22 protein-coding genes are annotated in these 24,462 nt (G+C 67.5%); 15 read left to right on the top strand and 7 right to left on the bottom strand.

The window, feature by feature from the left end; translation table 11 throughout:
• Position 1: 1 nt before the first annotated feature.
• The 4 genes from ACFQEV_RS07615 (at position 2) to ACFQEV_RS07600 (ending at position 6,549) form a co-directional block, all read left to right on the top strand.
• The gene (locus tag ACFQEV_RS07615; RefSeq protein ID WP_379694353.1) at positions 2–604 is read left to right on the top strand and encodes a YIP1 family protein; all 603 of its coding nucleotides are present in this window, start codon (positions 2–4) and stop codon (positions 602–604) included.
• Between the two features lie 192 nt (positions 605–796).
• Complete coding sequence (locus tag ACFQEV_RS07610) at positions 797–3,004, top strand: DHH family phosphoesterase (protein ID WP_379694350.1); 2,208 nt, start codon at positions 797–799, stop codon at positions 3,002–3,004.
• Between the two features lie 266 nt (positions 3,005–3,270).
• Positions 3,271–4,995 (top strand): tRNA uridine(34) 5-carboxymethylaminomethyl modification radical SAM/GNAT enzyme Elp3, encoded by a 1,725-nt coding sequence (locus tag ACFQEV_RS07605; RefSeq protein ID WP_379694347.1) that lies wholly within the window; start codon positions 3,271–3,273, stop codon positions 4,993–4,995.
• Positions 4,996–5,334: 339 nt separating this feature from the next.
• Positions 5,335–6,549, top strand: a complete 1,215-nt coding sequence (locus ACFQEV_RS07600; protein ID WP_379694344.1) for a mechanosensitive ion channel family protein — start codon at positions 5,335–5,337, stop codon at positions 6,547–6,549.
• Positions 6,550–6,558: 9 nt separating this feature from the next.
• Here ACFQEV_RS07600 and ACFQEV_RS07595 read toward each other — a convergent pair whose 3' ends face one another.
• Entirely contained in the window at positions 6,559–7,002 is a 444-nt protein-coding gene (locus ACFQEV_RS07595; protein ID WP_379694580.1) for a GNAT family N-acetyltransferase, read from the bottom strand.
• 100 nt (positions 7,003–7,102) lie between these two features.
• Between ACFQEV_RS07595 and rqcH the strand changes: the two genes are divergently transcribed.
• The 5 genes from rqcH to ACFQEV_RS07570 all read left to right on the top strand — a co-directional run bounded on the left by rqcH (position 7,103) and on the right by ACFQEV_RS07570 (position 12,426).
• Positions 7,103–9,202 (top strand): ribosome rescue protein RqcH, encoded by a 2,100-nt coding sequence (gene rqcH / locus ACFQEV_RS07590; RefSeq protein ID WP_379694342.1) that lies wholly within the window; start codon positions 7,103–7,105, stop codon positions 9,200–9,202.
• 200 nt (positions 9,203–9,402) lie between these two features.
• A complete protein-coding gene (locus tag ACFQEV_RS07585; protein ID WP_379694340.1) occupies positions 9,403–10,119 on the top strand; it encodes a DUF4013 domain-containing protein in 717 nt (238 codons plus the stop codon).
• 71 nt (positions 10,120–10,190) lie between these two features.
• Positions 10,191–10,880, top strand: coding sequence for a DUF4013 domain-containing protein (locus ACFQEV_RS07580; protein WP_379694337.1), 690 nt, complete (start codon positions 10,191–10,193; stop codon positions 10,878–10,880).
• Between the two features lie 73 nt (positions 10,881–10,953).
• Positions 10,954–12,021 carry an mRNA surveillance protein pelota gene (locus ACFQEV_RS07575; protein ID WP_379694334.1) on the top strand — a complete coding sequence of 356 codons (1,068 nt, stop codon included), beginning with the start codon at positions 10,954–10,956 and terminating at the stop codon, positions 12,019–12,021.
• 201 nt (positions 12,022–12,222) lie between these two features.
• Positions 12,223–12,426 (top strand): hypothetical protein, encoded by a 204-nt coding sequence (locus tag ACFQEV_RS07570; protein ID WP_379694331.1) that lies wholly within the window; start codon positions 12,223–12,225, stop codon positions 12,424–12,426.
• Between the two features lie 306 nt (positions 12,427–12,732).
• Here ACFQEV_RS07570 and ACFQEV_RS07565 read toward each other — a convergent pair whose 3' ends face one another.
• Both ACFQEV_RS07565 and ACFQEV_RS07560 read right to left on the bottom strand, forming a co-directional pair.
• A complete protein-coding gene (locus ACFQEV_RS07565) occupies positions 12,733–13,731 on the bottom strand; it encodes an ornithine cyclodeaminase family protein (RefSeq protein ID WP_379694329.1) in 999 nt (332 codons plus the stop codon).
• A 146-nt stretch (positions 13,732–13,877) separates the two neighbouring features.
• Positions 13,878–14,129 (bottom strand): DUF8015 family protein, encoded by a 252-nt coding sequence (locus tag ACFQEV_RS07560; protein ID WP_379694326.1) that lies wholly within the window; start codon positions 14,127–14,129, stop codon positions 13,878–13,880.
• Positions 14,130–14,494: 365 nt separating this feature from the next.
• Here ACFQEV_RS07560 and ACFQEV_RS07555 point away from each other — a divergent pair, with 365 nt between their 5' ends.
• Positions 14,495–15,835, top strand: coding sequence for an MFS transporter (locus ACFQEV_RS07555; protein WP_379694323.1), 1,341 nt, complete (start codon positions 14,495–14,497; stop codon positions 15,833–15,835).
• 46 nt (positions 15,836–15,881) lie between these two features.
• Positions 15,882–16,223 (top strand): hypothetical protein, encoded by a 342-nt coding sequence (locus ACFQEV_RS07550; protein ID WP_379694320.1) that lies wholly within the window; start codon positions 15,882–15,884, stop codon positions 16,221–16,223.
• A 54-nt stretch (positions 16,224–16,277) separates the two neighbouring features.
• Here ACFQEV_RS07550 and ACFQEV_RS07545 read toward each other — a convergent pair whose 3' ends face one another.
• Positions 16,278–16,700 (bottom strand): DUF3054 domain-containing protein, encoded by a 423-nt coding sequence (locus ACFQEV_RS07545; protein ID WP_379694317.1) that lies wholly within the window; start codon positions 16,698–16,700, stop codon positions 16,278–16,280.
• Positions 16,701–16,815: 115 nt separating this feature from the next.
• Here ACFQEV_RS07545 and ACFQEV_RS07540 point away from each other — a divergent pair, with 115 nt between their 5' ends.
• Genes ACFQEV_RS07540 through ACFQEV_RS07530 form a run of 3 tightly spaced genes read left to right on the top strand, consistent with a single transcriptional unit; the run spans position 16,816 to position 19,844 of the window.
• On the top strand, positions 16,816–17,472 hold the full coding sequence (locus ACFQEV_RS07540; RefSeq protein WP_379694315.1) for a GNAT family N-acetyltransferase: 657 nt from the start codon (positions 16,816–16,818) through the stop codon (positions 17,470–17,472).
• Between the two features lie 26 nt (positions 17,473–17,498).
• On the top strand, positions 17,499–18,479 hold the full coding sequence (fen, locus tag ACFQEV_RS07535; RefSeq protein WP_379694312.1) for a flap endonuclease-1: 981 nt from the start codon (positions 17,499–17,501) through the stop codon (positions 18,477–18,479).
• Between the two features lie 45 nt (positions 18,480–18,524).
• Positions 18,525–19,844, top strand: a complete 1,320-nt coding sequence (locus ACFQEV_RS07530; RefSeq protein WP_379694309.1) for a transcriptional initiation protein Tat — start codon at positions 18,525–18,527, stop codon at positions 19,842–19,844.
• 9 nt (positions 19,845–19,853) lie between these two features.
• Here the strand turns inward: ACFQEV_RS07530 and ACFQEV_RS07525 are convergent, their stop codons facing one another.
• From ACFQEV_RS07525 to ACFQEV_RS07515, 3 genes are all read right to left on the bottom strand, one after another.
• Complete coding sequence (locus tag ACFQEV_RS07525) at positions 19,854–20,225, bottom strand: DUF7344 domain-containing protein (RefSeq protein ID WP_379694306.1); 372 nt, start codon at positions 20,223–20,225, stop codon at positions 19,854–19,856.
• Positions 20,226–20,290: 65 nt separating this feature from the next.
• Positions 20,291–21,634 (bottom strand): aminotransferase class III-fold pyridoxal phosphate-dependent enzyme, encoded by a 1,344-nt coding sequence (locus ACFQEV_RS07520; protein ID WP_379694303.1) that lies wholly within the window; start codon positions 21,632–21,634, stop codon positions 20,291–20,293.
• Positions 21,635–21,697: 63 nt separating this feature from the next.
• Positions 21,698–23,023 carry an MgtC/SapB family protein gene (locus tag ACFQEV_RS07515; protein ID WP_379694300.1) on the bottom strand — a complete coding sequence of 442 codons (1,326 nt, stop codon included), beginning with the start codon at positions 23,021–23,023 and terminating at the stop codon, positions 21,698–21,700.
• 100 nt (positions 23,024–23,123) lie between these two features.
• Between ACFQEV_RS07515 and ACFQEV_RS07510 the strand changes: the two genes are divergently transcribed.
• Positions 23,124–24,455: an AI-2E family transporter gene (locus ACFQEV_RS07510; RefSeq protein ID WP_379694297.1), complete on the top strand. Its 1,332-nt coding sequence runs from the start codon at positions 23,124–23,126 to the stop codon at positions 24,453–24,455.
• Positions 24,456–24,462: the final 7 nt, after the last annotated feature.

Genomic DNA, 24,462 nt, shown 5'->3' with positions numbered 1-24,462 from the left:
CGTGACCACGTGGGTTCAGAACCCGGAGGGCGGGCGCGAACGCGGACCGCGCGGTGTCGCGCGGGCGTGGGTCGAAGTGCTCGTTCGGCCCCGGCGGTTCTTCCGGAACGGCGTCGCGCCGGGCGACCAAGCCCCCGGCCTCGTCTTCGCCGTCGCCGTCGCCGTCGCGTACGCCGCCGGCCTGTTCGCGTTCGTCCCCGGCAGACTCCCCGCCCTCGGCGGCGGCCCGGCCGTCTCGGCGTTCGTCGGCCTCGCGTTCGTCGCCCTCCTCGTCGCGCCCGCCGTCCTCCACCTGACCGCCGCGCTACAGACGGTGCTTCTCATCGCCCTCGTGCGGGACCGCGGCGGCGTCAGCGAGACGGTGCAGGTTCTCGCCTACGCGGCCGCCCCGTGCGTCGTCGCCGGACTCCCCGTCACTGGACTCCGAGTCGCCTGTACCGCCTACGGCGCGGCGTTGCTCGTCGTCGGCATCGCCGAGGTTCACGGGACGACGCTCCCCCGGGCGGCCGCCGCCGCGGCCCTCCCCGCGGCACTCGTCTTCGGGTACGGGTTCGGCGGGTTCGGCGCACTCGAAGCGCTCCTTCGGACGGCCGGAGTTCTCTGACGGCTGAAAGTACGCCGAAGAAGCCATTTCGCGCCGAAACGCCGACGCTCGCGGACGGAGATGTCGCCCGTATGACGCTCTTACCGGCAAAATACGGGGGGTTCGGGAAAATCGGTCGCGCCTCGGTACGAGGGCGTAGTTTTCGCAGATGTTTCGACAATCGTTTTAGGCCGCGGACTTTTGTAGCACTCAATGGATTGGATAACGCACGAAGAAGACGTGTGGTTCGATTTCAGGGGCGACTCCCCACAGCAACTCACTCCCGGGCGGTACTACAAGGGTACCGTCGACGGCTTCGCCGAATTCGGTGTGTTCGTCGACCTCTCTCCCGGCGTCACCGGCCTCCTCCACCGGAGCGAACTCGACCGCAGACTCGAGAGCCTCGATTGGGAATCCGGCGACACGGTGTTCGTTCAGGTGAAGAACATCCGAGACAACGGTAACATCGACCTCGGATGGTCCATCCGCCAGCGCGAACGAGAGTTCCGCGGCGCGCGCGTTCACGACCCGAACGGCGACGCCGACGGCGAGGAGATAACCTCCACCGACGACGACGACGGCCCGGTGAAGACGAAGCCGAAGGGGATGTCCTCCTCGTCCACCTCCTCCTCACGCACGCAGAACGGCGAAGACGAGACGACGGACGCCGACGAAACCGTCTCCGCGTCCGCGTCCGCCTCCGCCGAGGACGACGAGTCGGCGTCCGACTCCGACTCCTCGTCCGTGGAGGCGTCCGAGTCCGCGGCGGCGTCCGACGAACCCGCCGAGACGCCCGGCCGGTCCGCGGAGCAGGTCTCGGACTCCGGGTCTGACTCTGACTCTGACTCCGACTCCGACTCCGACTCCGAGGAGCCCCCCGAACGCGTCGGCATCGACTTCCTCTCTGACCGCGTCGGCGACACCGTCACCGTCGAGGGCACCATCGCGAGCGCTCGGCAGACCGGCGGACCGACCATCTTCGAGGTGCGCGACGAGACGGGCACCGTCGACTGCGCCGCCTTCGTCGAGGCGGGCGTCCGCGCCTACCCCGATGCGGGCGAGGGCGACGTCGTCCGACTCGTCGGCGAAGTCGAACGCCGCCGCGGCGAACTGCAGGTCGAAACCGAGGACCTCACCGTCCTCTCGGGCGAGGAGGCCGACGAGGTCGAACAGCGTCTCGACGACGCCCTCTCCGCGAAGGCCCGCCCCGACGACGTGACCCCCCTCGCGGCGCACGACCCCGTGGACGCCGTCTCCGAGCAACTCCTCGACGCCGCGGAGACCGTCCGCCGCGCCGTCCTGCAGTCGCGCCCCATCGTCGTCCGCCACGCCGCCACCGCCGACGGCTACGTCGCCGGCGCCGCGGTCGAACGCGCCGTCCTCCCCCTCATCCGGGACGAACACGCGCGGGACGACGCGCAGTACCACTACTTCGTCCGCCGTCCCCTCGACGAGTCCGTCTACGGCATGGACGCCGCGACGAACGACGTGACCCGGATGCTGCAGGACCGCGACCGCCACGACGAGAAACTCCCCCTCGTTCTGCTCGTCGGGACCGGCGGCACCACCGAATCGCTCGACGGCCTCGGTCTTCTCGGCGTCTACGACGCGGAACGCGTCGTGGTCGAGGCGGCCGACGCCGACGAGGAAGTCGCGGAAGAGGCGGAAGTCCTCGTCAACCCCGGTCTGGCCGGCGCGGACGCGCACGACCTCTCGACGGGCGCACTCGGCGCGAACCTCGCGGCGACCGTCAACGACGAGGTGGCCGACGACCTCGCGCACCTGCCCGCGGTGAGTTACTGGGAGGACGCGCCCGAGTCGTACGTCGAACTGGCCGAGGAGGCCGGCTTCGACGCCGAACGGGTCCGCGAACTCCGCGAGGCCGTCGCCCTCGAAGCGTACTACCAGTCCTACGAGGACAAGCGCGAACTCGTCACCGACCTCCTGTTCGAGGACGGCGTCGCGCCCGGCGCACAACGGACCGAGGGTGAGGCCGTCGACAGCGACGGACTCGCCGGCCACATCGCCGAGCAGTTCCGCATCAAACTCGACGACGAAGTCGAGACGGCGCAGGCGAACCTGGAGACGCGCGACGTGGAGGGCGTCACCGTCGCCGTCCTCGACGCCGACTCCTACACGCACCGCTACGACTTCCCGCCGACGTCGCTCCTCGTGGACGAACTCCACCGTCGCAACCGCGAGGGCGACCGGTACGTCACCGTCGCCGCCGCCATGGACGAACTGTTCGTCCGTTCGACGGACGACATCGACGTGCGCACCGCCGCGGAGGCCGCCCGCGACGCCGTCCCCGAGGGCGGCGTGACCGCAGTCGGCGTCCGCGAGAACCGCATCGAGTTCCTCTCGGGCGCACGCGACGCCGTCATCGACGCCGTCATCGACGCCGTCGTCGACCAGTTCTAACGCGCGGACATCGCGTCCTCGTCCGTTCGTCCTCTCTCCTCGCTAGCGGCGCCTCCGCGATTCTTCTCACCTCCTCTCTCGGCCGCGCGAGCGACACCCTTAACCTCGAAACGCGTCGATTCCCCGGTAATGAAACACGTCTCTCTCCCAGCGCTCCCCTCGGAGGTGTCGACGGTACGTCGACAGCGCGTCAGACGCAGTCTGACGGAGGTGCCACCGAGACGATGGCATCGCGTTGAACGAAGTTCGACGGAGGTGGGTCGGCGGTGAGCACCGACGCCGAACCCGATGCCGAGGCGGAGGACCCGACGGAGACGGAAGCGTTCCGCCGGACGTGCGAGGAGCTCGTCGAGCGCATCCTCGACGGCGAGATAGAGCGCGACGACCTCGAATCGGCGAAACTGACCGCCTGTTCGAACCACTCCTCGCCGAAGGTGCCGAAGAACTCGGACGTACTCGAACACGCGCCCGAGGCGCGCCGCGAGGAGGTCAAAGAGGTGGTCATGCGAAAGCCCGTCCGCACGGCGTCGGGCGTCTCGCCGGTGGCCATCATGACCTCCCCGCACATGTGCCCGCACGGGAAGTGCCTCTACTGCCCCGGCGGCCCCGCCTCGGAGTTCTCCTCCTCGCAGTCGTACACGGGTCACGAACCCGCCGCCGCGCGCGGCGTCCAGAACGACTACGACCCCTACGGGCAGGTCACCCTCCGCCTCGAACAGCTGCGGAACATCGGCCATCCCGTCGACAAGGTGGAACTCATCCTGATGGGCGGGACGATGACCGCGCGGAGTCACGACTACCAGGAGTGGTTCGTCAAGCGCGCGTTGGAGGCGATGAACGACTACGACCTCGACTCGGAGCCGAACCCGGCCGAGGACCGGTCGTTCAAGCCCGACCCCGAGGAGGTGGAGTTCAAATACCTCGAAGACGTCATCGCGGAGAACGAGACGGCGGACGTGCGCAACATCGGGACGACGTTCGAGACGAAACCCGACTGGTGCGACCCCGAACAGATAGACCGGATGCTCGATTTGGGCGCGACCAAAGTCGAGGTGGGCGTCCAGACCACCTACGAGCGAATCAACCGCGAGATGCACCGCGGCCACGGCGTGCAGGCCTCCATCGACGCCAACCGCCGCCTCCGCGACGCCGCGTTCAAGGTGGGCTTCCACATGATGCCGGGGCAACCGGGGATGACCAAGGAGATGATCCTCGAAGACTTCCGGCAGATATTCGAGAACGAGGACTACCGGCCCGACTACCTGAAGATATACCCGACGCTCGTCGTCCGCGGGACGCGCATCTACGACCAGTGGCGGCGCGACGAGTTCGAACCCCTCGGCAACGAGGAGGCCGCGGAGATAGTCGCCGAGGTGATGGGGATGATTCCGAAGTACACGCGCTTGCAACGCGTCCAACGCGACATCCCGGCGGACTTCATCGACGCGGGCGTCTGGAAGTCGAACCTCCGGCAACTCGCCGAACAGAAGGCCGAGGAGAAGGGCATCGAGATAACCGACATCCGCTCCCGCGAGGTCGGGATGAACGAGGCCGACCCCGACCCGGAGAACGTCGAACTCGACGTGATGACGTACGAGGTGGCGGGCGGCACCGAGCACTTCCTCTCCTTCGAGGACCGACGGCAGGACCTTCTGGTCGGCTTCTGTCGCCTCCGGTTCCCGAACGTCTCCGCGAGCGGTGCGAGCGGAGGCTCGTCGGACGCGTCCGACGGTGACCCGGTGCGCCGCGAACTCGAAAACGCCGCCCTGGTCCGCGAACTCCACGTCTACGGGAGCGAAGTCGGCATCGGCGGCGAAGGAGACTGGCAGCACAAGGGGTACGGTCGGAAACTCGTCGAACGCGCCGAAGAGATGGCCAGGGACGCCGGCTACGACAAACTGAGCATCATCAGCGGCATCGGCGTCCGCGAGTACTACAAGAACAAACTCGGCTACCACCAGGACGGCCCGTACGTCTCGAAGCGCCTCTAAGTCGGTTAGCGGTTTTTCCACCAGGTTTTCCGGCCGAACGGAGTGAGGCCGGAAAAAGTGGGTTCGTCCGTCTCGAAGCGCCTCTAAAACCCACGTTTTCTCGGAGGCGCTACGCGCCCCCGACAAAACCCGGAGGAAAAAGACCGTTTACGACGAAGAAAATCCTTCGAGACGGCGGACTCCCGCCGGGACGGAGAACATCCGGAGATAAGTAGATTCCTCCGACTATCCACTTTCGCAGAAAAAGGTAGTACCGTAGACGTTTTGTAACCGCTCCATAGGTGTAGTGACGATGAAGGGGGATGCGGCACGTATCGACGCGGAAACGAGGTGTGAGGCGTGAACCTCCCGACGTGGTTCACGTCCGCTCGGTCGGCGCTGGCGCAGTTCGCGTCCACGGAGGCACGACTCGGAGCGACGGTGGCGCTTCTCGGCGCGGCGATTTTGGCCAGTCTGCTGGTCGCGCCGCGGATAGTCTCTCGGCTCTCGCGGGAGCTCCGCCAGCGGGTAATCGCGCACCCGACGGTTCCGGACATCGTCGACGACGTGACGTGGATGTTCCCGCCGAGCGTCGTCGTTCGCCTCCTGCAGTTCGCCGTCCTCGCCGCGACGGGACTGGCTCTCCTCGTCGTCTGGGGGTTCGAGGAGGTTGCGCTCGAGGGCGCGGTGTTCCTCGCGACGCTCGCACCGTACGTCGCGCGGGCGGCCGTCACGCTGGTGCTTCTGGCGGCCGCCGTCGTCACCACCGACCTCCTCGAATCGTGGCTGGACGGCTACGCCTCGGAGTCCGAGCAGATAAACGAACACCAGGAGGGTATCGTCTTCCGCGTCCTCCAGGTGGTCGTCCTGCTGGCGGCCGGCCTCGGCACGCTCACGGTGTGGGGACTCGACCTCAGCGGGTTGCTCGTCGGGGCGGGCTTCCTCGGCATCGTCGTCGGGATGGCCGCAAGACAGACGCTCGGATCGCTCATCGCCGGGTTCGTCCTGATGTTCTCTCGCCCCTTCGAGATAGGCGACTGGGTGGAGATAGACGGCGAGGAGGGCATCGTCTCGGACATCACCATCGTCAACACGCGCCTGCGGAACTTCGACGGCGAGGAGATAGTGTTCCCGAACGACCGGGTGACGAACGCGACGGTGACGAACCGGACGCGGCGGGGACAACTCCGCCTGACCGTGGACGTCGGCGTGGACTACGCGACCGACCTCGAACGCGCCGAGGAAGTCGCGGAGGCGGCGATCGAGGGCGCGGACATGGTCACGGAGGTTCCCGCGCCGAAAGTCCTGCCCGCCACGTTCGACGACTCGGCCGTGGGGCTCAAAGTTCGGTTCTGGATACAGAACCCCTCCGCGCCGCGGCGCGCGCGCGCCCGCGCCGCCGTCGTCCGCGCGGTGAAGACGGCGTTCGACCGCGAGGGGATCAAGATTCCCTACCCGCAGCGAGAACTGCAGGGCCGCGCGGAGACCGAGGGATTTCGAATCCGACGCGATCGGTCGTTCGAGGGGCGAACCGACCGCGACCCGGAGCGACTGTCGAAGACGTCCGACGACTGATCCGGACTCTCAGAGCCGCTTTCGCATCTCAACGTGCGGGATGTCGGCCTCGACGAACTCCTCGCCCACCGACTCGTAGCCGAGCGACTCGTAGAAGCCTTCCACGCGCGTCTGCGCGTGGAGTTTGAGCCTCTCGTACCCCTCCTCCCGCGCCGTCTCCTCTACGGCCTCCATCACGCGCTTGCCCCAGTCCTCGCCGCGCCTCTCGGCGGCGACGACGACGCGTTCGACTTTCCCGACGCCGGAGTCGGCCTCGCGGAGTCGCGCCGCGCCGACCGCCTCGCCGCCGTCGTACGCGACGAAGTGGACGGCGTCCGCTCCGGGTTCGTCGTGTTCGTCGTACTCCAGTTCCTCGTCTACGCCCTGTTCGTCCACGAAGACGTCCCGCCGGACGGCGAAGGCGTCCTCGCGTTCCGCGTCGGTGGTGACGACGCGGACGCCCGTCTCGTTCATGTCCGTCGGTTCCCCGTCGGAGTACCTGACGGTTACGAACCGAGGGGCGACGACCGACCGAAGCGACACCCCTTTTCCCCCGCCGCCGAAAAGCCAGTCCATGGACCCGAAGCGGGAGTTGACGAGCATCGACCTCGCGGCCCTCGTCACCGAGTTGAACCGGTACGAGGGCGCGAAGGTCGACAAGGCCTACCTGTACGGCGACGACCTGCTTCGTCTCCGCATGCGCGACTTCGACAGGGGTCGCGTCGAACTCCTCGTCGAAGTCGGCGAGATAAAGCGCGCGCACGCGGCGAAACCCGAGAACGTCCCGGACGCGCCGGGTCGGCCGCCGAACTTCGCGATGATGCTGCGGAACCGCCTCTCGGGGGCGGACTTCGCGGGCGTCGAACAGTACGAGTTCGACCGCATCCTCACCTTCGAGTTCGAACGCGGCGACGAGAACACGAAGATCGTCGCCGAACTGTTCGGACAGGGCAACGTCGCCGTCTTAGACGAGACGGGCGAAGTCGTGCGGAGTCTCGAAACCGTCCGCCTGAAGTCGCGGACCGTCGCCCCCGGCGCGCAGTACGAGTTCCCCTCCTCGCGTCTCAACCCGCTCACGGTGAGTTACGACGCGTTCAAGCGGCAGATGGAGGAGTCCGACACCGACGTGGTGCGGACGCTGGCGACGCAGTTGAACCTCGGCGGCCTGTACGCCGAGGAACTGTGCACGCGCGCGGGCGTCGAGAAGACCACCCCTATCGAGGAGGCGGGCGACGAGGAGTACCGCGCCGTCCACGGCGCGATGGAGGAACTGCGCGCGACGGTCAAATCCGGCGACTTCGACCCCCGACTCTACGTCGAGGACGACTCCGTGGTGGACGTGACGCCGTTCCCCCTCGAAGAACACGAACGCGAGGACCTGAACGGCGAGGCGTTCGACACGTTCAACGAGGCGGTGGACGAGTACTTCCACCGACTGGACCTCTCCGACGACGAACCCGAGGAGAACGACAACCGCCCCGACTTCGAGGCGGAGATAGCGAAGAAACAGCGCATCATCGAACAGCAGGAGGGCGCGATAGAGGGCTTCGAAGAACAGGCCCAACGGGAACGTCGCCGCGCCGAACTGCTCTACGCGAACTACGAACTCGTAGACGAGGTGCTCTCGACGGTTCGCGGCGCGCGCGAGGAGGGCGTCCCGTGGGACGAGATACGCGAGACGCTCGAATCCGGCGCGGAGCGAGGCATCCCCGCCGCGGAGGCGGTCAGAGACGTGGACGGCGCGGAGGGCACAGTCACCGTCGAGATAGAGGACACGACGGTCGAACTCGACGTCTCGACGGGCGTCGAGAAGAACGCCGACCGACTGTACACGGAGGCGAAGCGGATCGAGGAGAAGAAGGAGGGCGCACTCGCGGCCATCGAGGACACCCGCGAGGACTTAGCCGACGTGAAGCGTCGCCGCGACGAGTGGGAAGAAGAGGACGACGACGAGGACGAAGAGGAGGAGGAACCCGAGGACATCGACTGGCTGAACCGCGAGTCAATACCGCTCCGGACGGAGGAACACTGGTACGAGCGGTTCCGCTGGTTCCACACCTCCGACGGCTTCCTCGTCATCGGCGGGCGCAACGCCGACCAGAACGAGGAGATAGTGAAGAAGTACACGAACAAGCACGACCTGTTCTTCCACACGCAGGCCCACGGCGGCCCCGTCACCGTCGTGAAGGCGACGGGGCCCTCCGAACCGTCGAAGGAGGTGGAGTTCCCCGACTCGACGAAGCGGGAAGCCGCGCAGTTCGCCGTCTCGTACTCCTCCATCTGGAAGGAGGGGCGCTTCGCCGACGACGCGTACATGGTGTCGCCCGACCAGGTGTCGAAGACGCCCGAGTCCGGCGAGTACATCGAGAAGGGGTCGTTCGTGGTTCGCGGCGACCGGACGTACTTCCGCGACGTGGCCGCCGAGGTGGCCGTCGGCATCCGCTGTGAGGGCGAGACGCGCGTTATCGGCGGCCCGCCGTCGGCCATCGAGGGGCAGGCGGAGACGACGGTGCGCCTCCAGCCCGGCCAGTACGCGCAGAACGACGCCGCGATGATGTGCTACCGGAAGTTCCGCGAACGCTTCGCGGACACCTCGTTCGTCCGCAAGATAGCGAGCGCGGACAAGATACAGGAGTTCCTCGCGCCCGGCGGGAGCCAGATAGTCGAGGACTGAGACGAACCGCTGGCCGTTCTCCGGCGTAATCGTCCGTTATTTCGCGGTATCGTGCTCTATATTTATCATCTCGGACTGCGTATCTGATTGACAGAGCGCGTACGAAACCCAGTACGCAGCGTCGAACGCGGCAGTTCGGATCCGACCGAGAAGCCGAAGCGACGCCGTCGTGGGGCGACGCGAGCGCTCGGTGACACACCATGATTAGCGATTCACTCAACTACCTGCGCACCAGCGAAGACTGGGTCAAGACGGTCCTCATCGGGGGTATCCTCTCCCTCCTCGGCGTCTTCGTCGTCCCGGTCGTCTTCATCCTCGGGTACTTCGTTCGCGTCATCCGCGCGACGATGCACGGCGACGAAACCGCCCCGTCGTTCGACAACTGGGGCGAACTCGGGATGGACGGTCTGAAGGCGGCGGCTATCTCCCTCGTCTACGCCATCGTCCCCACCGCCGTCGCGGGCCTCCTCATCGGCGGGAGCGTCCTGACCTTCAGCGTCGGCGGAAACGGCCCCTCGGGCGGCCTCGCGGCCCTCGGCGGCGTCGCCCTGTTCGTCGGCATCCTTGCGCTGTTCGTTCTCGGACTCCTCGCGATGTACGCGATTCCCGCAGCCATCGCCAACTTCGTGGAGACGGGTGAGGTCGGTGCCGGGTTCCGCTTCGGCGAACTCCGACCCGTGTTGACCTCCGGGAAGTACTTCACCGCGTGGGTGACCGGAGTCGCCATCGTCATCGCGGGAAGCCTCATCTCGGGCGCGCTGAACGTCGTGCCCTTCCTCGGCGTCGTCGTCGGCGGGTTCGTCGGCTTCTACGCCTCCGTCGCGGCGTACTACCTCATCGGACGCGCGTGGGGCGACCTGCGCGAAATCGAACTGCGCGAGACGGGCGGCACGCCCGAGGAACGCCCCGCCATCTGAACGGCGGAAGGCGGAGCGATGCGGTATATTTTGGGCAAGAGTTAACCCCGTTTGAAGAGTCATTTCTGTTGATGTTACGCCACGCCCTCTCGTACCCACTGAACAGCGACGACCGCATCCCCACGATACTCATCGGCGGCATCCTGAGCGTCCTCGGGGTCCTCATCGTCCCCGCGTTCATCCTGCAAGGCTACTTCGTCCGCGTCCTCCGCGGGGCGGCCAAAGGGGAGGCGGCCGCCCCGTCGTTCACCGACTGGGGCGGCCTCATCGTGGACGGCGTCAAACTGTTCGTCGTGAACGTCGCCTACGGTCTCGTCGTGGCGATTCCGACGATACTGGTTTCGGCCCTCTTCGTCCCGACCAGCGTCGAGACCGGTCCCGGTGGGGCACCTACCCAACCGGGCGCGGGGTTCGGAACCGTCGCTCTCGTCGGCGTCCTCGTCGTCCTCCTCCTCGGCCTCCTCGTCGCGTACTTGCTGCCGGCCGCGATGGCGAACTTCGCCGTCGAGGACTCCCTCGGCGCGGCGTTCGACTTCTCCACCATCTGGACCGCCGCGACGACGAGTGAGTACTTCGTCGGGTGGGTTCTGGCCCTCGTCGTCGGCGTCGTCGGCGGCCTCGTCGGGAGCGCTCTCTCCCTCGTCGTCGTCGGCATCTTCGTCCTGTTCTACACGCAGGCGGTCACCTACTACCTGTTCGGCCGCGGGTTCGCGAAGGGACTGAGCAAGAAACGTCGCGCCGTCGCGGAGACGAACTTCTGAGCGGCGGGCGCGACTCGACGCTCTTCTCTCTCGGATAGCAGGAAACTTACCCGCGGGCGTCGCACCCGAACGTATGCGAATCTCGAGTCGCGGACGCGGCGAGGAGGGCCGCGAACGCATCACGCTCGTCCCCGAGAACGTGGACGACCTCTGGCACCTCTCGCACGTCCTCGAATCGGGCGATTCGGTCTCCGGCGACACCACCCGGCGCATCCAACGGAACGAGGAGAACCTCCGCGACACCGGCGGGGAACGCGAACACCTCTTTCTCACCATCGAAGTCGAGGACGTGGAGTTCGCGCGGTTCGCCAACCGTCTCCGGGTCGGCGGTACCATCGTCTCCTGTTCCCGCGAGGACCAACTCGGCCACCACCACACGCTGAACGTCGAGGAACACGACGAGATAACCATCGAGAAGCACTTCAAGCCGGACCAACTCGACCGCATCGAGGAGGCCGAGGAGGCGGCGGAGAACCCCGACGTAGCCATCGCCACCGTCGAGGAGGGCGAGGCGCACATCCACACCGTCGCGCAGTACGGCACCGAGGAGCGATTCTCCTTCACCGCGCCGACGGGCAAAGGCGAGTACGCCCGCCCCCGGTCGGAACTGTTCGCCGAACTCGGGCAGGCCCTCGGCCGGATGGACGTGGACGCCGTCATCCTCGCCGGCCCCGGATTCACGAAACAGGACGCCCGCGATTACATCAAAGAGAACCACGCCGACGTGGCCGAGAAGATGACCGTCGTGGACACCGCGGGCGTCGGCGACAGGGGCGTCCACGAGGTGCTGAAACGCGGCGCGGTGGACGAGGTGCAGACGCAGACGCGCATCTCCAGGGAGGCGGACCTGATAGACGACCTGATGGAGGGCATCTCCAAGGGCGAGAAAGTCGCCTACGGCATCGACCAAGTGGCGGAGGCCGCCGAGTTCGGGGCCGTCGAGACGCTTCTCGTCGTGGACGAACGCCTCCGCGAGGAACGGCAGGGCGAGGGCGACTGGGACGCGGACGTCAACGACGTCATCCAGAGCGTCGAACGGCAAGGCGGCGAAGTCACCGTCTTCTCCGGCGAGTTCGACCCCGGCCGCCAACTCAGCAACCTCGGGGGTATCGCGGCGCTTCTCAGATACCGGCTTCAGTAGTCCTCGGCGGCGTCGCCGGAACTCGTAGCCGCCCCGACGCGCGGAAGCCGTCCCCGGTACGGAAGCGGTATCTACCGATGCAGAAGGCATATACTGACGGTCACGCCTCGTTACACGGATGACCGCGGACCCGCTTTCGATCCTTCAGATGGCGTTTAGGAACTATTTACGCACGCTCCCGAGAGAGGTGAGATAACTGAGATGAGTCGACCGTACCGTCGCCTCGACGAGTGGGTGCGGAGTCTCTCACGCCCCAGATACGGCGTTCTCGCGGGAACGTTGTCCGCCGTCACGATGCTCCTCGTCGGTGCGTTGCTCCGTGAATCGATGGTCGTCGAGGCGGTCGCTCTGGGAGTTTCGACGGCGGTTTTCTACGTCTGGGTCGCCCCCGACGACGAGAGTTGATCGACGGAAGATTCGCGCCTTCTACTCGAAGAGATGGTCTCTGAAAGAACGAAACTGATCGTCCTTGCGTTCCTGACGGGGATACTCTTTAGAGCCGCCGACCTGCGGGAACCGTTTTCGAGGCTCTGGTTTCTCCTTCTCCTCGGTAGCCTACTTTGCGCGGTACTTCTTCTCAAGGTGTATCGACAGTACGGATCTGAGTAGTTGCTACCGACGCGCCCGCTATTCAGCGCGGCTCCCGAAATCTCTCATCACCCAAGGATTCCAACAGAGCAAAATCGGAGAGTGCTGTCCGCGTCGCGCCGGCTACTCGCCGGTGAGCGATTCGCTGGCGGGCGAGAAGTCGATGGTCGTCCCGAGGCCCTCCTCGACGGCCTTCTCGTAGAGCAGGTACGCCCCGGCCACCGTCTCGATGCCGGTGCCGCCGCTATCGAAGACGGTTATCTCGTCGTCGTCGGTGCGGCCCGGTTCGACCCCCGCGACGACTTCGCCCAGTTCGGCGTGGACGTGGTCCTCGTCCACGACGCCCTCCTCCATCGCGTGCAGGAACGACCCCGCGTCCTGCGCGACGCGTTCTCGCAAATCGGGGACGTACGTCGCCCTCTCGATGGTCTTCGCGTCGAGTTCGCGCTTCTTCGGGTTGTACTGTCCCATCGCGGTGACGTGCGCGCCGGGTTCGAGGTTGTCGCCGTCGAACACCGGTTCCGAGGCGTTCGTCGCGGTGATGACGATATCGGCCCCCTCGACGGCCGCGGCCGAGGAGGCGACGGCGGCGACGCTGGCGTCGAGCGTCCGGTCCATCTCCCCGGCGAACTCCTCTCTGCTCTCCTTCGTCGGCGAGTACACCCAGACGGTGTCCACGTCCCTGACGGTGACCGCGGCGCGGAGTTGACCGCGGGCCTGCGACCCGCTACCGACGAGAGCTATCGAGGAGGCGTCCTTGCGGGCGAGTGCGTCCACGCCGACGGCACCCGCCGCGCCCGTCTTGAAGGGGTTCATGCTCGCCCCGTCGATGAGCGCCAGCGGTTCGCCCGACTCGGCGTCGAAAAGCGGCGTCATAAACCACGCGTCCTTCGCGCCGAACCCCGCCGAGTAGGTGTACCCGCCCATGGCACCCGTCTCGGGAAGGACGGCGGCGTACGTCGTCAGAAAGCCCGGCGGGTCGGCGTTCGTCAGTTTCGTCCGGGGTTCCGCCGGCGCGCCCTCGCCTCGTTGACGGTACGCGTCGCGGACCGCGTCTACGAACTCCGCGGGCGTCGCGAGGCCAGAAACGTCGTCGCTCGTCAGAAACAGCGTCTCCGTCATGTGCGGAAAGTGGTCGGCCAGCGTGAAAACCGTGCGGGAAGTTCGGTCGCGGCCGTCCCGTAAGGCGGCCCGGACCGGTCGAGTCGAGAGTCGAAGTGGGTCGAGAAGTGAGACGCGCGTGGCGCGCGGAGACAGGGTTCGGACGTTCAGTCCGCGTCGACCGGCGCGCCGGAACTGGCGCGCGAACGCGGTTCGGTGGCGGTCGATTCGACGGTGCGAACGGGAGTCTCGGAGACGGGGCCGTTCACGAACAACGCGTGGCCGACGATGCTCGCCGCGACGCCTGCGGCGATGGGGGCGGCTTGCGTCACGCCGAGTCCTGCAACGTACAGCGTTCCAGTGAGACCGAACAGTGCGAGCGGAATGAGACCGAGGACGTAGTCGTAATACCCTGTCATAATACATGAATATATACGAGTGGGGGTCATATAATTCTTTCCCGTGGGGGATGGATATCCCCTGCATCCGTGCTCCAAAGGATTCCTATAACTTATGAGGTGCGGACTGTCGAGTCGAGCCGGTTAAACGCACGATTTCGAGACTTTCGCGCATCTCGGGAACGTCTACGAACTTCGATACTATCGGCGGACCGGTTCTCCGCGCCGCGCCTCGCCTCGATTTCGCGGCGCGGCCCGCGCCCGACTCGCGCCGGACCCGCACTCGGTTCGCGCCGGTGTCCGCGCGTTCGCTCTCTCCGTCGGACTCACCCGCGCCGACTGCCCCCACCGGTGGGTTGAATTGGACGCTCGTGCGTACAACGCACGTGAACCGGAACGACCGCGCCATCGTGGCTCTCGTGATGCTCGCGCACGGGATGGTGCACACGTACGAACTGTCCATCCCCATCTTCGTCTCCATCTGGCTGACGGAGTTCGACGTGGTGAACCTCGGGGTGACCCAGTTGGAGGTGACCGCCGCGACGCTCGGACTGGTCGTCACCGCCGGGTACGGCCTGTTCGGCGTCGGCGCGCTTCCCGGCGGCGTCCTCGTCGATAGGGTCGGCTCCCGGCGACTCATCGGCCTCTGCCTGTTCGGGATGTCGGCGTCGTTCCTGCTTCTGGGACTCGCCCCCAGCGTGGTGGTCATCACCCTCGCGCTCCTCCTTTGGGGTGCCGCCGCGAGCGTCTACCACCCCGCCGGGCTGGCGCTCATCTCGAAGGGCGTCGAAGAACGCGGCACGGGCTTCGCCTACCACGGCATCGCGGGCAACGTCGGCATCGGACTCGGACCGCTCCTGACTGCGATACTGCTTCTCTTCTTCGAGTGGCAACTCGTCGCGGGCGTACTCGCCATCCCCGCCCTCGTCGCCGGCGCGTACGCCACGCGCGCGCAGTTCGACGAGACGGCCGCCGTCGCCGCGGACGGAGGCGACGCGGGCGACTCGAAGGCCGACAGCGGCGTCGATTCGCTGGCGGAGTTCCTCGGCGAATCGAAGCGCATGTTCGCCGGCGGGTTCGTCGTCGTCTTCCTCGTCGTGATGTGCTCGGGGCTGTACTACCGCGGTATCCTCACGTTCCTGCCGAACCTGTTGGAGGGCATCCCGACGTTCCGGCCGATTCCGCTGGCCGCGTTCCTGCCGGCGGGCGTCGCGGAGGCCCTCGGCGTCGAAGCCGGGTCCGGCCGGACGCTCCAACCGGAGCGGTACTTCTACTCCGGGCTCCTCATCGTCGGCGTCGTCGGCCAGTACGTCGGCGGCAAACTCACCGACCGCATCCCCGTCGAGTGGGGCATCGTCGGCTCCTTCGGCGTCCTCGCCGCCCTCGCCGTCGTCTTCCTCCCCGTGGCGAACGCCGGGCTGGTTCCGCTGTTGGCCCTCGGCGCAGTGCTCGGCTGCTTCCTCTTCGTCATCCAGCCGTTCTACCAAGCCACCGTCGCGGAGTACACGCCCGCCGGGACGCGCGGTCTCTCCTACGGCTTCACGTACCTCGGCGTGTTCGGCGTCGGCGCTCTCGGCGGCGCAGTCGCGGGGACGATTCTGACGTACAGCACGCCCGCGGTGCTGTTTCTGACGCTCGCAGGGTTCGCCACCGTCGGCGCGGGACTCGGCCTCTACCTGGTCCGTCAGCGCGGAAGTCGGGCCGAGGCGGGCGCGACGGCGGACTGACCCCCGCCGCCACCGCTATTGCCTCCGAACCCCACGTTCCCCTACCATGTCTCTCATCGGCGTCCACGCGGGGTTCGCGGGGTCGGTGACCGAGATTCTCCTCGCTCGCACCGGCGTCCGGCGACCGGTTCGCTGGGGCCTCGTGTTCCTCAGCGCCGTCTGGGCGATGCTCCCCGACCTGCACCACGTCCTCCCGAGCATCAGACCGTGGTACAAACCGGTCGTCCACGACACGGCGGTCGCCAACGTGTTCTGGTTCCACGGCGTGTTCGACCGCCTCGACCCGCGGGACCGCCCCGTCTACTCGCGGGGGATGATGTCGGCGTTCTTCCTCGTGTTCTCGGTCACCGAGGCGTGGACGTTCCTTCGCGCGCGCCGCCGTCGGTAGGCGGACGAACGCTGCGGACTTCCGACGAGGCCGAAAAAGAGTCGATTCGAGGGGTCAGCCGGCGATTTTGAAGTACACCCACCGCCAGACGCCGAGAGCGACGGCGCCGGTGACGAGGGTGACGAGTGCGAACACGAGGACGACGCCGCCCGCGAAGAGCGGCGTCCACCGGAGTCCGAGGCCGATGACGGCGGCGAGCACCCACCCGCGCACCGCCAGCGGAATCGCGGCCTTCGCCGACTCGGCGGCGCCCGCGGAGTACGCGCCGATGAGCGGTCCCGCGACGGCCCACCCGATGAGGAACGGGACGAGCGTCAGGAGCCACGCGACGGGGAACGCGGTGAGGTAGTCCACACCGTTGTGGTTGACGACGCCGACGGTGAGAATCGCCGACAGCGCTACCACGTCGCCCACCGCGAGTGGAAGCGCCCCGGGGTCGATACGGCGGTCGATGAACGACGCGACCGAAGTTGCCATACCCGAGGGATGCTCCCGGACCCTAATGTCTCTCCCGCTTTCGTCCGTCGGTCGTCGGCCGCCCCCGTTCGGGGGACCGACGCCCTCTTTCGGCCGCCGCCCGTACCGTCCGAGCATGGAGTTCGCCCTCCTCGGGTGGCCCCCGGACGGACCGACGCTCCGCCTCGACTACCGTCGGTTCGCCTACGCCGGGAAGTTCGTGATGTCGAACACGGGGAAGGCCGTCGTCTCCGACCGCGGAGACCCGACGGCTCCCGTCCCGAGCGAGGAGTACGAGGCGGACGCGGCCGTCCTCGCCGCCGTCGCGTTCAGCGAGGACCGCACAGACGAGGGGGTGCTGTGGCTCCGGTACGTCACCGTCCGCGACGACCGGAAGGGCGAGAATCTCGGCCCGAAACTCTGCGCGTTCGTCGTCGCCCGCGCCGCGGGACGGGGGTACGACCGCCTCCGCATCGCCGTGAACAACCCGTTCGCCTACGAGGCCCTCCACGAGGCGGGGTTCGCGTGGACGGGCGAGACGACGGGCATCGCCGAACTCGTCCTCGAACGCCCCGCGGACGCGCCCGCCGACCGAAGCGGTGAGCGCTACCGGCGCGGACTCGACGAGTTCCGACGGCGCGACCTGAGCGACGCCGAGGTGGCGTTCCTCGCCGATCGGCGCGACGCCGACCCGCCGGAACCGCTCGACGGGCGGTCGGCCGGCGGCGCCGACGGACGGTGTCCGTCGGGCCGCCGAGGTACCCTCGGCGACGACGCCGACGCGGGATATTAAAGCGAACCGGGCACCAACGGGGGGCAATGGGAAACGCAGACCTCCGGAGTCTGGCGTCGCTCTCGGACGTGTCGTTCGACGACGTGTCGGGGAGCGTCGTCGCCGTGGACGCGCACAACTGGCTGTACCGCTACCTCACGACGACGGTCAAGTTCACGCGCGAGGAGGCGTACACGACCGACGACGGCGTCGAGGTGGCGAACCTCATCGGCGTCGTGCAGGGCCTCCCGAAGTTTCTGGACCACGACATCGTCCCCGTCTTCGTCTTCGACGGCGGCGTCACCGAGTTGAAAGACGACGAGGTGGAGTCGCGCCGCGAGCAACGCGAGAAGGCGAAGGAACTGCGGGAGGCGGCGGAGGAACGCGGCGACGTCGTGGCGGCGGCGCGACTCGAAGCGCGCACTCAACGCCTCACGTCGACGATTCACGAGACGACCCGCGGCCTCCTCGAACGCCTCGACGTGCCGATGGTCGAAGCGCCCGCCGAGGGGGAAGCGCAGGCGTCGTACATGGCGAAACGGGGCGACGCGGACTACGTCGGCAGCGAGGACTACGACACCCTGCTGTTCGGCGCGCCGTACACCCTCCGGCAGATCACCTCGAAGGGCGACCCGGAACTGATGGACCTCGACGCGACGCTGTCGAACCTCGACGTGACCCAAGAGCAACTGGTAGACGTGGCCATCCTCTGCGGGACGGACTTCAACGAGGGCCTCTCGGGCGTCGGGCCGAAGACGGCGCTGAAGGCGGTCAAAGAGCACGGCGACCTCTGGGGCGTCCTCGAAGCCCGCGAGGCGTACATCGAGAACGCGGACAGGGTGCGGAGTCTGTTCGTTGACCCGCCGGTCACCGACGAGTACGAGTTCGACACCGACATCGACCCGGACGTGGCGGCCGCGCGCGAGTACGTCGTCGAGGAGTGGCAGGTCGCCGAATCGGAGGTCGAACGCGGCTTCGAGCGAATCGAGGAGGCGGCGGTCCAGACGGGACTCGACCGCTGGACCTGAACGGGGACGAAAACCTACTTGTCACCGCGGGGGAGAGTCGGTGCTATGGTCCCCGACCCGACTCTCACCCGCCGCCGACTGCTCGCGGGCGCGGGCGCGACTGCGGGTGCCGCCCTCCTCGGCGCCGGCGCCGTCGCCCCTGAGTGGCTTCCGGACGCTCTGACCGACCGCCTCGTCGTCCACGCCGCCGAACCGCCGAATCACCTCTGGCGGCAGACCGTCACCGACGAACACGCCGACGAGGCCGTCGCCGCCCTCGAATCCGCCGTCGAACGCGCGAAGCAGTCGCGTTCGCGCGTGACCCTCTCGGAGGTGTCCGACGACCTCCGGCACTACCTCAACCACAGCCCCTCCGGCGGGTGGGTAGAGAGCGCACGGACGGAGTCCGACAACTGGACGCGCCTGTTCAACGCGACGTACGGGCTCCAGTTCGCCGGCGAGGCCATCGGTTACGCCCGCGTCGCACTCGGCGAGGCGGACCCCGAGGCGTTGGTCGAACGCGGGCGGACCCTCCGGAGCGACGCCGAGGAGGTACGCGACTCCGTGAGCGACTACCGCGTCTCCGACCCCGGACGCGACTTGGCGGGCCTGTACGCCGTCGAGCGAAGCCTCTCCTTCGCGAAGTCGAACTCGTACTGGAGCGGGACGTACACGGGCGGGGAAGCCGACGTCTCGGAGTACTCCGAGCACGGACTCGTCTCCACGTGGGGGTCCCAGTTGCAGGCCGAGCAGTACCTCCGAGACGCCCGCCACTACCGCGAACGCTACCGCGAGACTCTCGGCGAGGGCGCGCGGTCGTACGCCGACGAACTCGACGCCGCCCTGAAATCGCTTCGGAGCGACGTCGAGCAGTTCCCGACGCACCGAGAGATGCGCGAACGGTTAGAGACCGACGACGTGGGACAGGCGACGCCGTACGGGGTGGTCCGGTGGCGACTGACGAGGACGTGTTTCGACGAGGACTTCCGGTTCGACGCCGACGGGTACCGCGCGAAGCACGCCGTCGAACGCCTCGTCCGCCTCGCGCGGGCGCTTTTGGACCGCCGCGCCCACGAGTACGCGGTCGGCGAACTCGGCGTCTCGCCGGACGACTCTGACTACGACGCCGGACGGGCCCTGACGGCGAAGCGCGCCGCGATGCGGACGTTCCGGCGGGTGCGGCGGACCCGAAACTCGCCGTTCGAGAGCGTCCTCGCGGAGGAGTCGGCGAATCGAATCCGCGCGGGCGACATCGGCCTCGAGTCCGCGTTCCGGGACGGCGACAGGCCGGCGTGGCGGCCCCGCGTCGAGGCGTCCGTCTCCTTCCTCGTCGGCGAGGGAGGGATGCGCGAACTCGGCGACGTCGCGGGGGCGGTACTGGAATGAGGCCTCCCCTCACCCCTCGAATCCGTGCTCCGCCTCGATGAACCGGAGCCAGTTCTCGATTCGCTCGCTCGGGTGGTAGCGGAACTTCCCCGCCTCCCTGTCTAACGTGACGAGGCGGGCCTCCTCCAGTTTCGGCAGGTGAACGTGGAGGAGCGTTATCTCGAGGTGGTCGCGACTCGGCGTCTCGCCGGACCGTCGTCGCTCCCGTTCCAACAGGTACCCGACGGCGTCGTCGGAGTCGACTGTCCGCGCCGACCGTTCTCGAAAGAGGCGAAGCAGGTCGCGCCTGTACCGGTGACCGAGCGTCTCCAGAACGGCCGCGAGCGTCAGCGTCGCCTCCTCCCCGCTCGAACCATCACTGTCACAAGTACCCCTGGTCACAACAGTCACACGCGGCTGAGGTCCATAAGTGTACGGGCGAAGGGCGAGGAAAAAACGTCGGACGCTCAGGCGCACTCCTCGATGGCCGCGACGAGGAGGTCCGCGCCGAGTTCTACCTCCCGTTCGGTCACGTCGAGGGGCGGGAGGATTCGGAGCACCTTGTAGCCGCACGCGAGGATGAGAAGCCCCTTCTGCAGGCACGCCTCCTGGACGGCGTTTCGTCGCTCCTTGGTGTCGAACTCGACGCCGAGCATGAGGCCCTTCCCGCGCACGTCCTCGACCGGTTCGAGGGCGGCGTCTTCGACCGTCTCTCTGAACTGACGGCCCCGGACGACGGCGTTCTCCATCAGGTCGTACTCGTGGATGGCGTCGATGGTGAGCGCACCCTGTAGCGAGGAGATGATGTCGCCCGCGCCCCACGTCGAGGAGAGGCGGGCCTTCTGTTCGGGGAACACCTCCTCGCGGGAGACGGTCGCGCCGACGCGAAGCGCCTTCGCGGAGGTGATGACGTCCGGCTCGATGGCGAAGTGGTCGGAGGCCCACATCTCGCCGGTGCGGCCGATGCCTGACTGGATCTCGTCGGCGACGAGGGTGATGTCGTACTCCTCGACGACGGCGGCGAGTTCATCCATGAACGCCTCCGAGGGGATTCTGTACCCGCCCTCGCCCTGAATCGGCTCCAAGATGATGTATGCCACGTCCTCGGGGTCCACGTGACCCGTCTCGGGGTTCAGTTTCTTCCGGAGTCGGGAGGTGCCGTCGGCGAAGAACCCGCAGGAACACCTCTCCGCCGAGCAGGTTCGCTCGTCGCAGAAGGGGAGATCGATGATGCCCGAGATTTCGGGGAACTTCCGGCGGTACACCGGCTTCGACCGGTTGAGCGAAAGCGCGCCGAGGGTGCGGCCGTGGAACGCCCCCTCGAACGTGATGCCGTACTTCGCGCCGTCGGAGTGGTCGTAGGATATCTTGATGGCGTTCTCCACCGCCTCCGCGCCGGAGTTCGACAGGAAGACGGTGTCCATGCCGTAGTGGTCCGTGATGTCGACGAGTCGCTGCATCAGGCCGGCCGGGCCCGGAAGTTCCTCCGACCCCGGTTCCTGGCCGCCGGAGACGTAGAAGTCCTGCCCCGCGATTTTCAGCGGGTCCACGAGGTCGAACTCCCGCATCCGGTCCATTATCTTCGGGTTATTGTATCCGAGGGGGGCGGCGGCGACGTGACTGGTGAAATCGAGGAGGACGTTGCCGTCGGCGTCGGTGCAGAAGGGACCTTCCGCCTCGGCGGTGACGTCCCAGACGAAATCGTAGACGTAGGTGCTCTGCGCCGCCGTCTCGTGGTGGTAATCGACCCACTCGCGCGCGCGTTCGCCGGGGAGGGAATCGACCCGCGGGACGGCCGTGTCTCGGTCCATGACCCGGCGTACGGTGACTTCCGGGTTAAACGGTTCGTTCCCCGAACTGTCGGGCGTTCTTCGCTATATCGCACCCGCCCAGACGACGACTCCGGTGAGTGCCCCCGCCCCCGCGAGGAGGCCGACGGACCACCCGGTGACGCTCCGCGCGAACGCTCTGGGACCGGTCGCGGCGAGAAACACCTTCACGCCGACGCTGGCCGCCGTTGCCAGGAGGATGGACACCACCGCTGGCGCGGTGCCGATGGTTCCGCCCCGGTAGAGTAGCACCGCCGTCGTCGTCGCGCCCGCCGAGGAGACGAACCCCGAGAGGAGGGCGCTGACGTACAGACCGTACGTCCCGAACTCGCTCTGTGCGGCCGTCCCGCCGACGAGGATGAACAGGAACACCAGACCGAACGCGAGGGCGTTCCTGAGCGAGAAGGGGCTCTCCAGCGGGATATCGACCTGCTGTCGCCAGTCCGTGACGTACCACGCGGCGGCGACGCTCCCGACCACGAGTGCGCCGAGGGGGACGAGGACGCCGACGAGCGTCTGGTCGGGGAACGTGAAGGCCAGCGCGATGGCGAGGTTGCGAAGCGCCATCGCGGCGTCCGCGAGGAGGACGGCGGCGACGCCGTACATCCGGGCGTCGGGTTGCTGTTTGACGTGGTCGAGCATCGTCCCGACGACGGCCGACGAGGAGGCGAGCCCGCCGAAGAAGCCGGTGACGGCGACGCCGCGGCCCCCGTACTGCTGGACGACGGCGTAGTTGACGATGCCGATGCCGGCGACGGTGACGACCATCAACCACGCGACGCGGGGTTCGAAATCGACGCCGAGCACCGTCACAGGCCCCGCGGGGAGCAACGGGTACGCGACGAACGCGAGGATGGCGAACTCCGTCGTCGAGCGGAGTTCCTGCCGGTCGAGACGTCCGGCGAGGCTGTGGAGTTCCCGCTTCAACACGAGCAGCATCGACGAGACGACGGCGACGGTCACCCCCGCGAGCACCTCGCCGGAGGCGACGAGAGCGCCGACGCCGTACGCCGCCATGAGCGAGACGGCCGTCGTCAGAGAGAGGGCGTCCTCGCCCTCGCGTCTGAGTCCCTGCACGGCGAGGAGGATACCCTGCACGATGACGAGGACGCCCCCGACGCCGAGGAGGACGATACCGAAGGGGTACTCCACCGCGACGAGGGTGAAGACGGCGGCGACGAGACTCGTCAGCGAGAACGTCCGAATCCCCGCCGTCTTCTCGGACCACTCCCGTTCCAGTCCGAGAAACAACCCGAGCAGGGCCGCGAGAACGAGGCGAACCACCGGATTCGTCAGCGGTGCCGCGCCGACGCCCTCCAGTTGGAGGGCGTCGCCGAGCGGAACCGACCCGAAGAGAGCGAGGAGAGACATGCGGTTTCGTTGAACCAATCGGCACTTGAACCCGCTGGCTAGTTCGGTGACTGGTCAGTTGCGCGATAGACTTTTGCACCGCGGGAGTCCGTACACGGATATGACACTCCTGGAGATGGAACGTTCCCGCTTGGCGTGGTGGTCCCTCGGGAGTCTCCTCGCCGTCGCCTTCCTCTACGTCCTCTACTCGTTCGTCGGAACCGTGGTGTTCGGCGTGTTCATCTACTACGCCACGCGGCCCATCTACCGCCGCCTCAGGCAGCGCGTCCGCCCGGCGAGTCTCGCCGCCGCCATCGCCCTGTTCGCACTCGCGTTGCCCGTCCTCTCCTTGGTCTCCTACGCGCTCGCGATCGCGGCGGGCGAGGCGCTGAAACTCACCGACAGCGGCGTGTTCGACCTCTCGAACTACCCCATCACCGCCGACCAGTTCTACCGATTCGCCGACCCGTACGCCCTCCTCTCGCTCGAACTGACGGACCTCTCCCCGGAGCAGCTCCGCTCGGTCTTCGACTCGCTGAACTCCGCCGCCGGAACCGTCGCCTTCCTCGGCGTCGGCGCGGTGCACCTGTTCGTCATGATCGCGCTGGCGTTCTACCTCCTCCGCGACGACCACCGCCTCGCGAAGTGGACCTGCGTCCGCTTCGCGGACGACCGCGGCGTCTTCGAGGCGTACGCGAAGGCCGTGGACCGCGACTTCCACAACATCTTCTTCGGGAACATCCTCAACGCCGTCCTCACCGGGACGATCGGCGTCATCGCCTACGTCGGGTTGAACATGGCCGCCCCGCCGGGAATCGCGATTCCCGCGGCCGCCCTCGTCGGCTTGCTCGCGGGCGCGGCCAGCCTCGTCCCCGTCGTCGGCATGAAGCTCGTCTACGTCCCCGTCGCGGCGTACCTCGGCGTCACCACCTACCTCTCGGACCCGGGGACGCTGTGGTTCGTCTTCGCCTTCGTCGCCGTCTCGTTCGTCGTCGTCGATACCATCCCCGACCTCGTTCTGCGACCGTACGTCTCCGGGCGGTCGCTCCACGTCGGTGCGGTGATGATCGCCTACACGCTCGGTCCCCTGCTGTTCGGGTGGTACGGCATCTTCCTCCTGCCGATGGCTCTCGTCCTCCTCGTGAACTTCGCGAAGTACGTGCTCCCAGAGCTTCTCAGCGGAACGCCCGTCCAACCGTACGCGGTGGACCCCGCGGCGATAGACCCCACCGAACCGGCGGTGACGGCGGACGCCGAACCGACGGCCGACGAACCCGTCGGTACCGACGGGGCGACGACGGACGGGGGCGCAGAAACGGAGCGTGGACCCGAACCCGGACTCGGCGCGGGCGCGGAGACGCGCGCGTCCGCGCGGTCGAGCGTCGAACCGGAGGCGGGCGAGAGCGCGGAACGAATCGACCCGACGGACGACGACGGCCCGACGCCGTCGTGACCGGCGG

This window comes from Halopelagius fulvigenes (genome assembly GCF_042662625.1).
Taxonomy (GTDB): domain Archaea; phylum Halobacteriota; class Halobacteria; order Halobacteriales; family Haloferacaceae; genus Halopelagius; species Halopelagius fulvigenes.
This window is presented reverse-complemented; position numbering and strand designations above follow the sequence as displayed.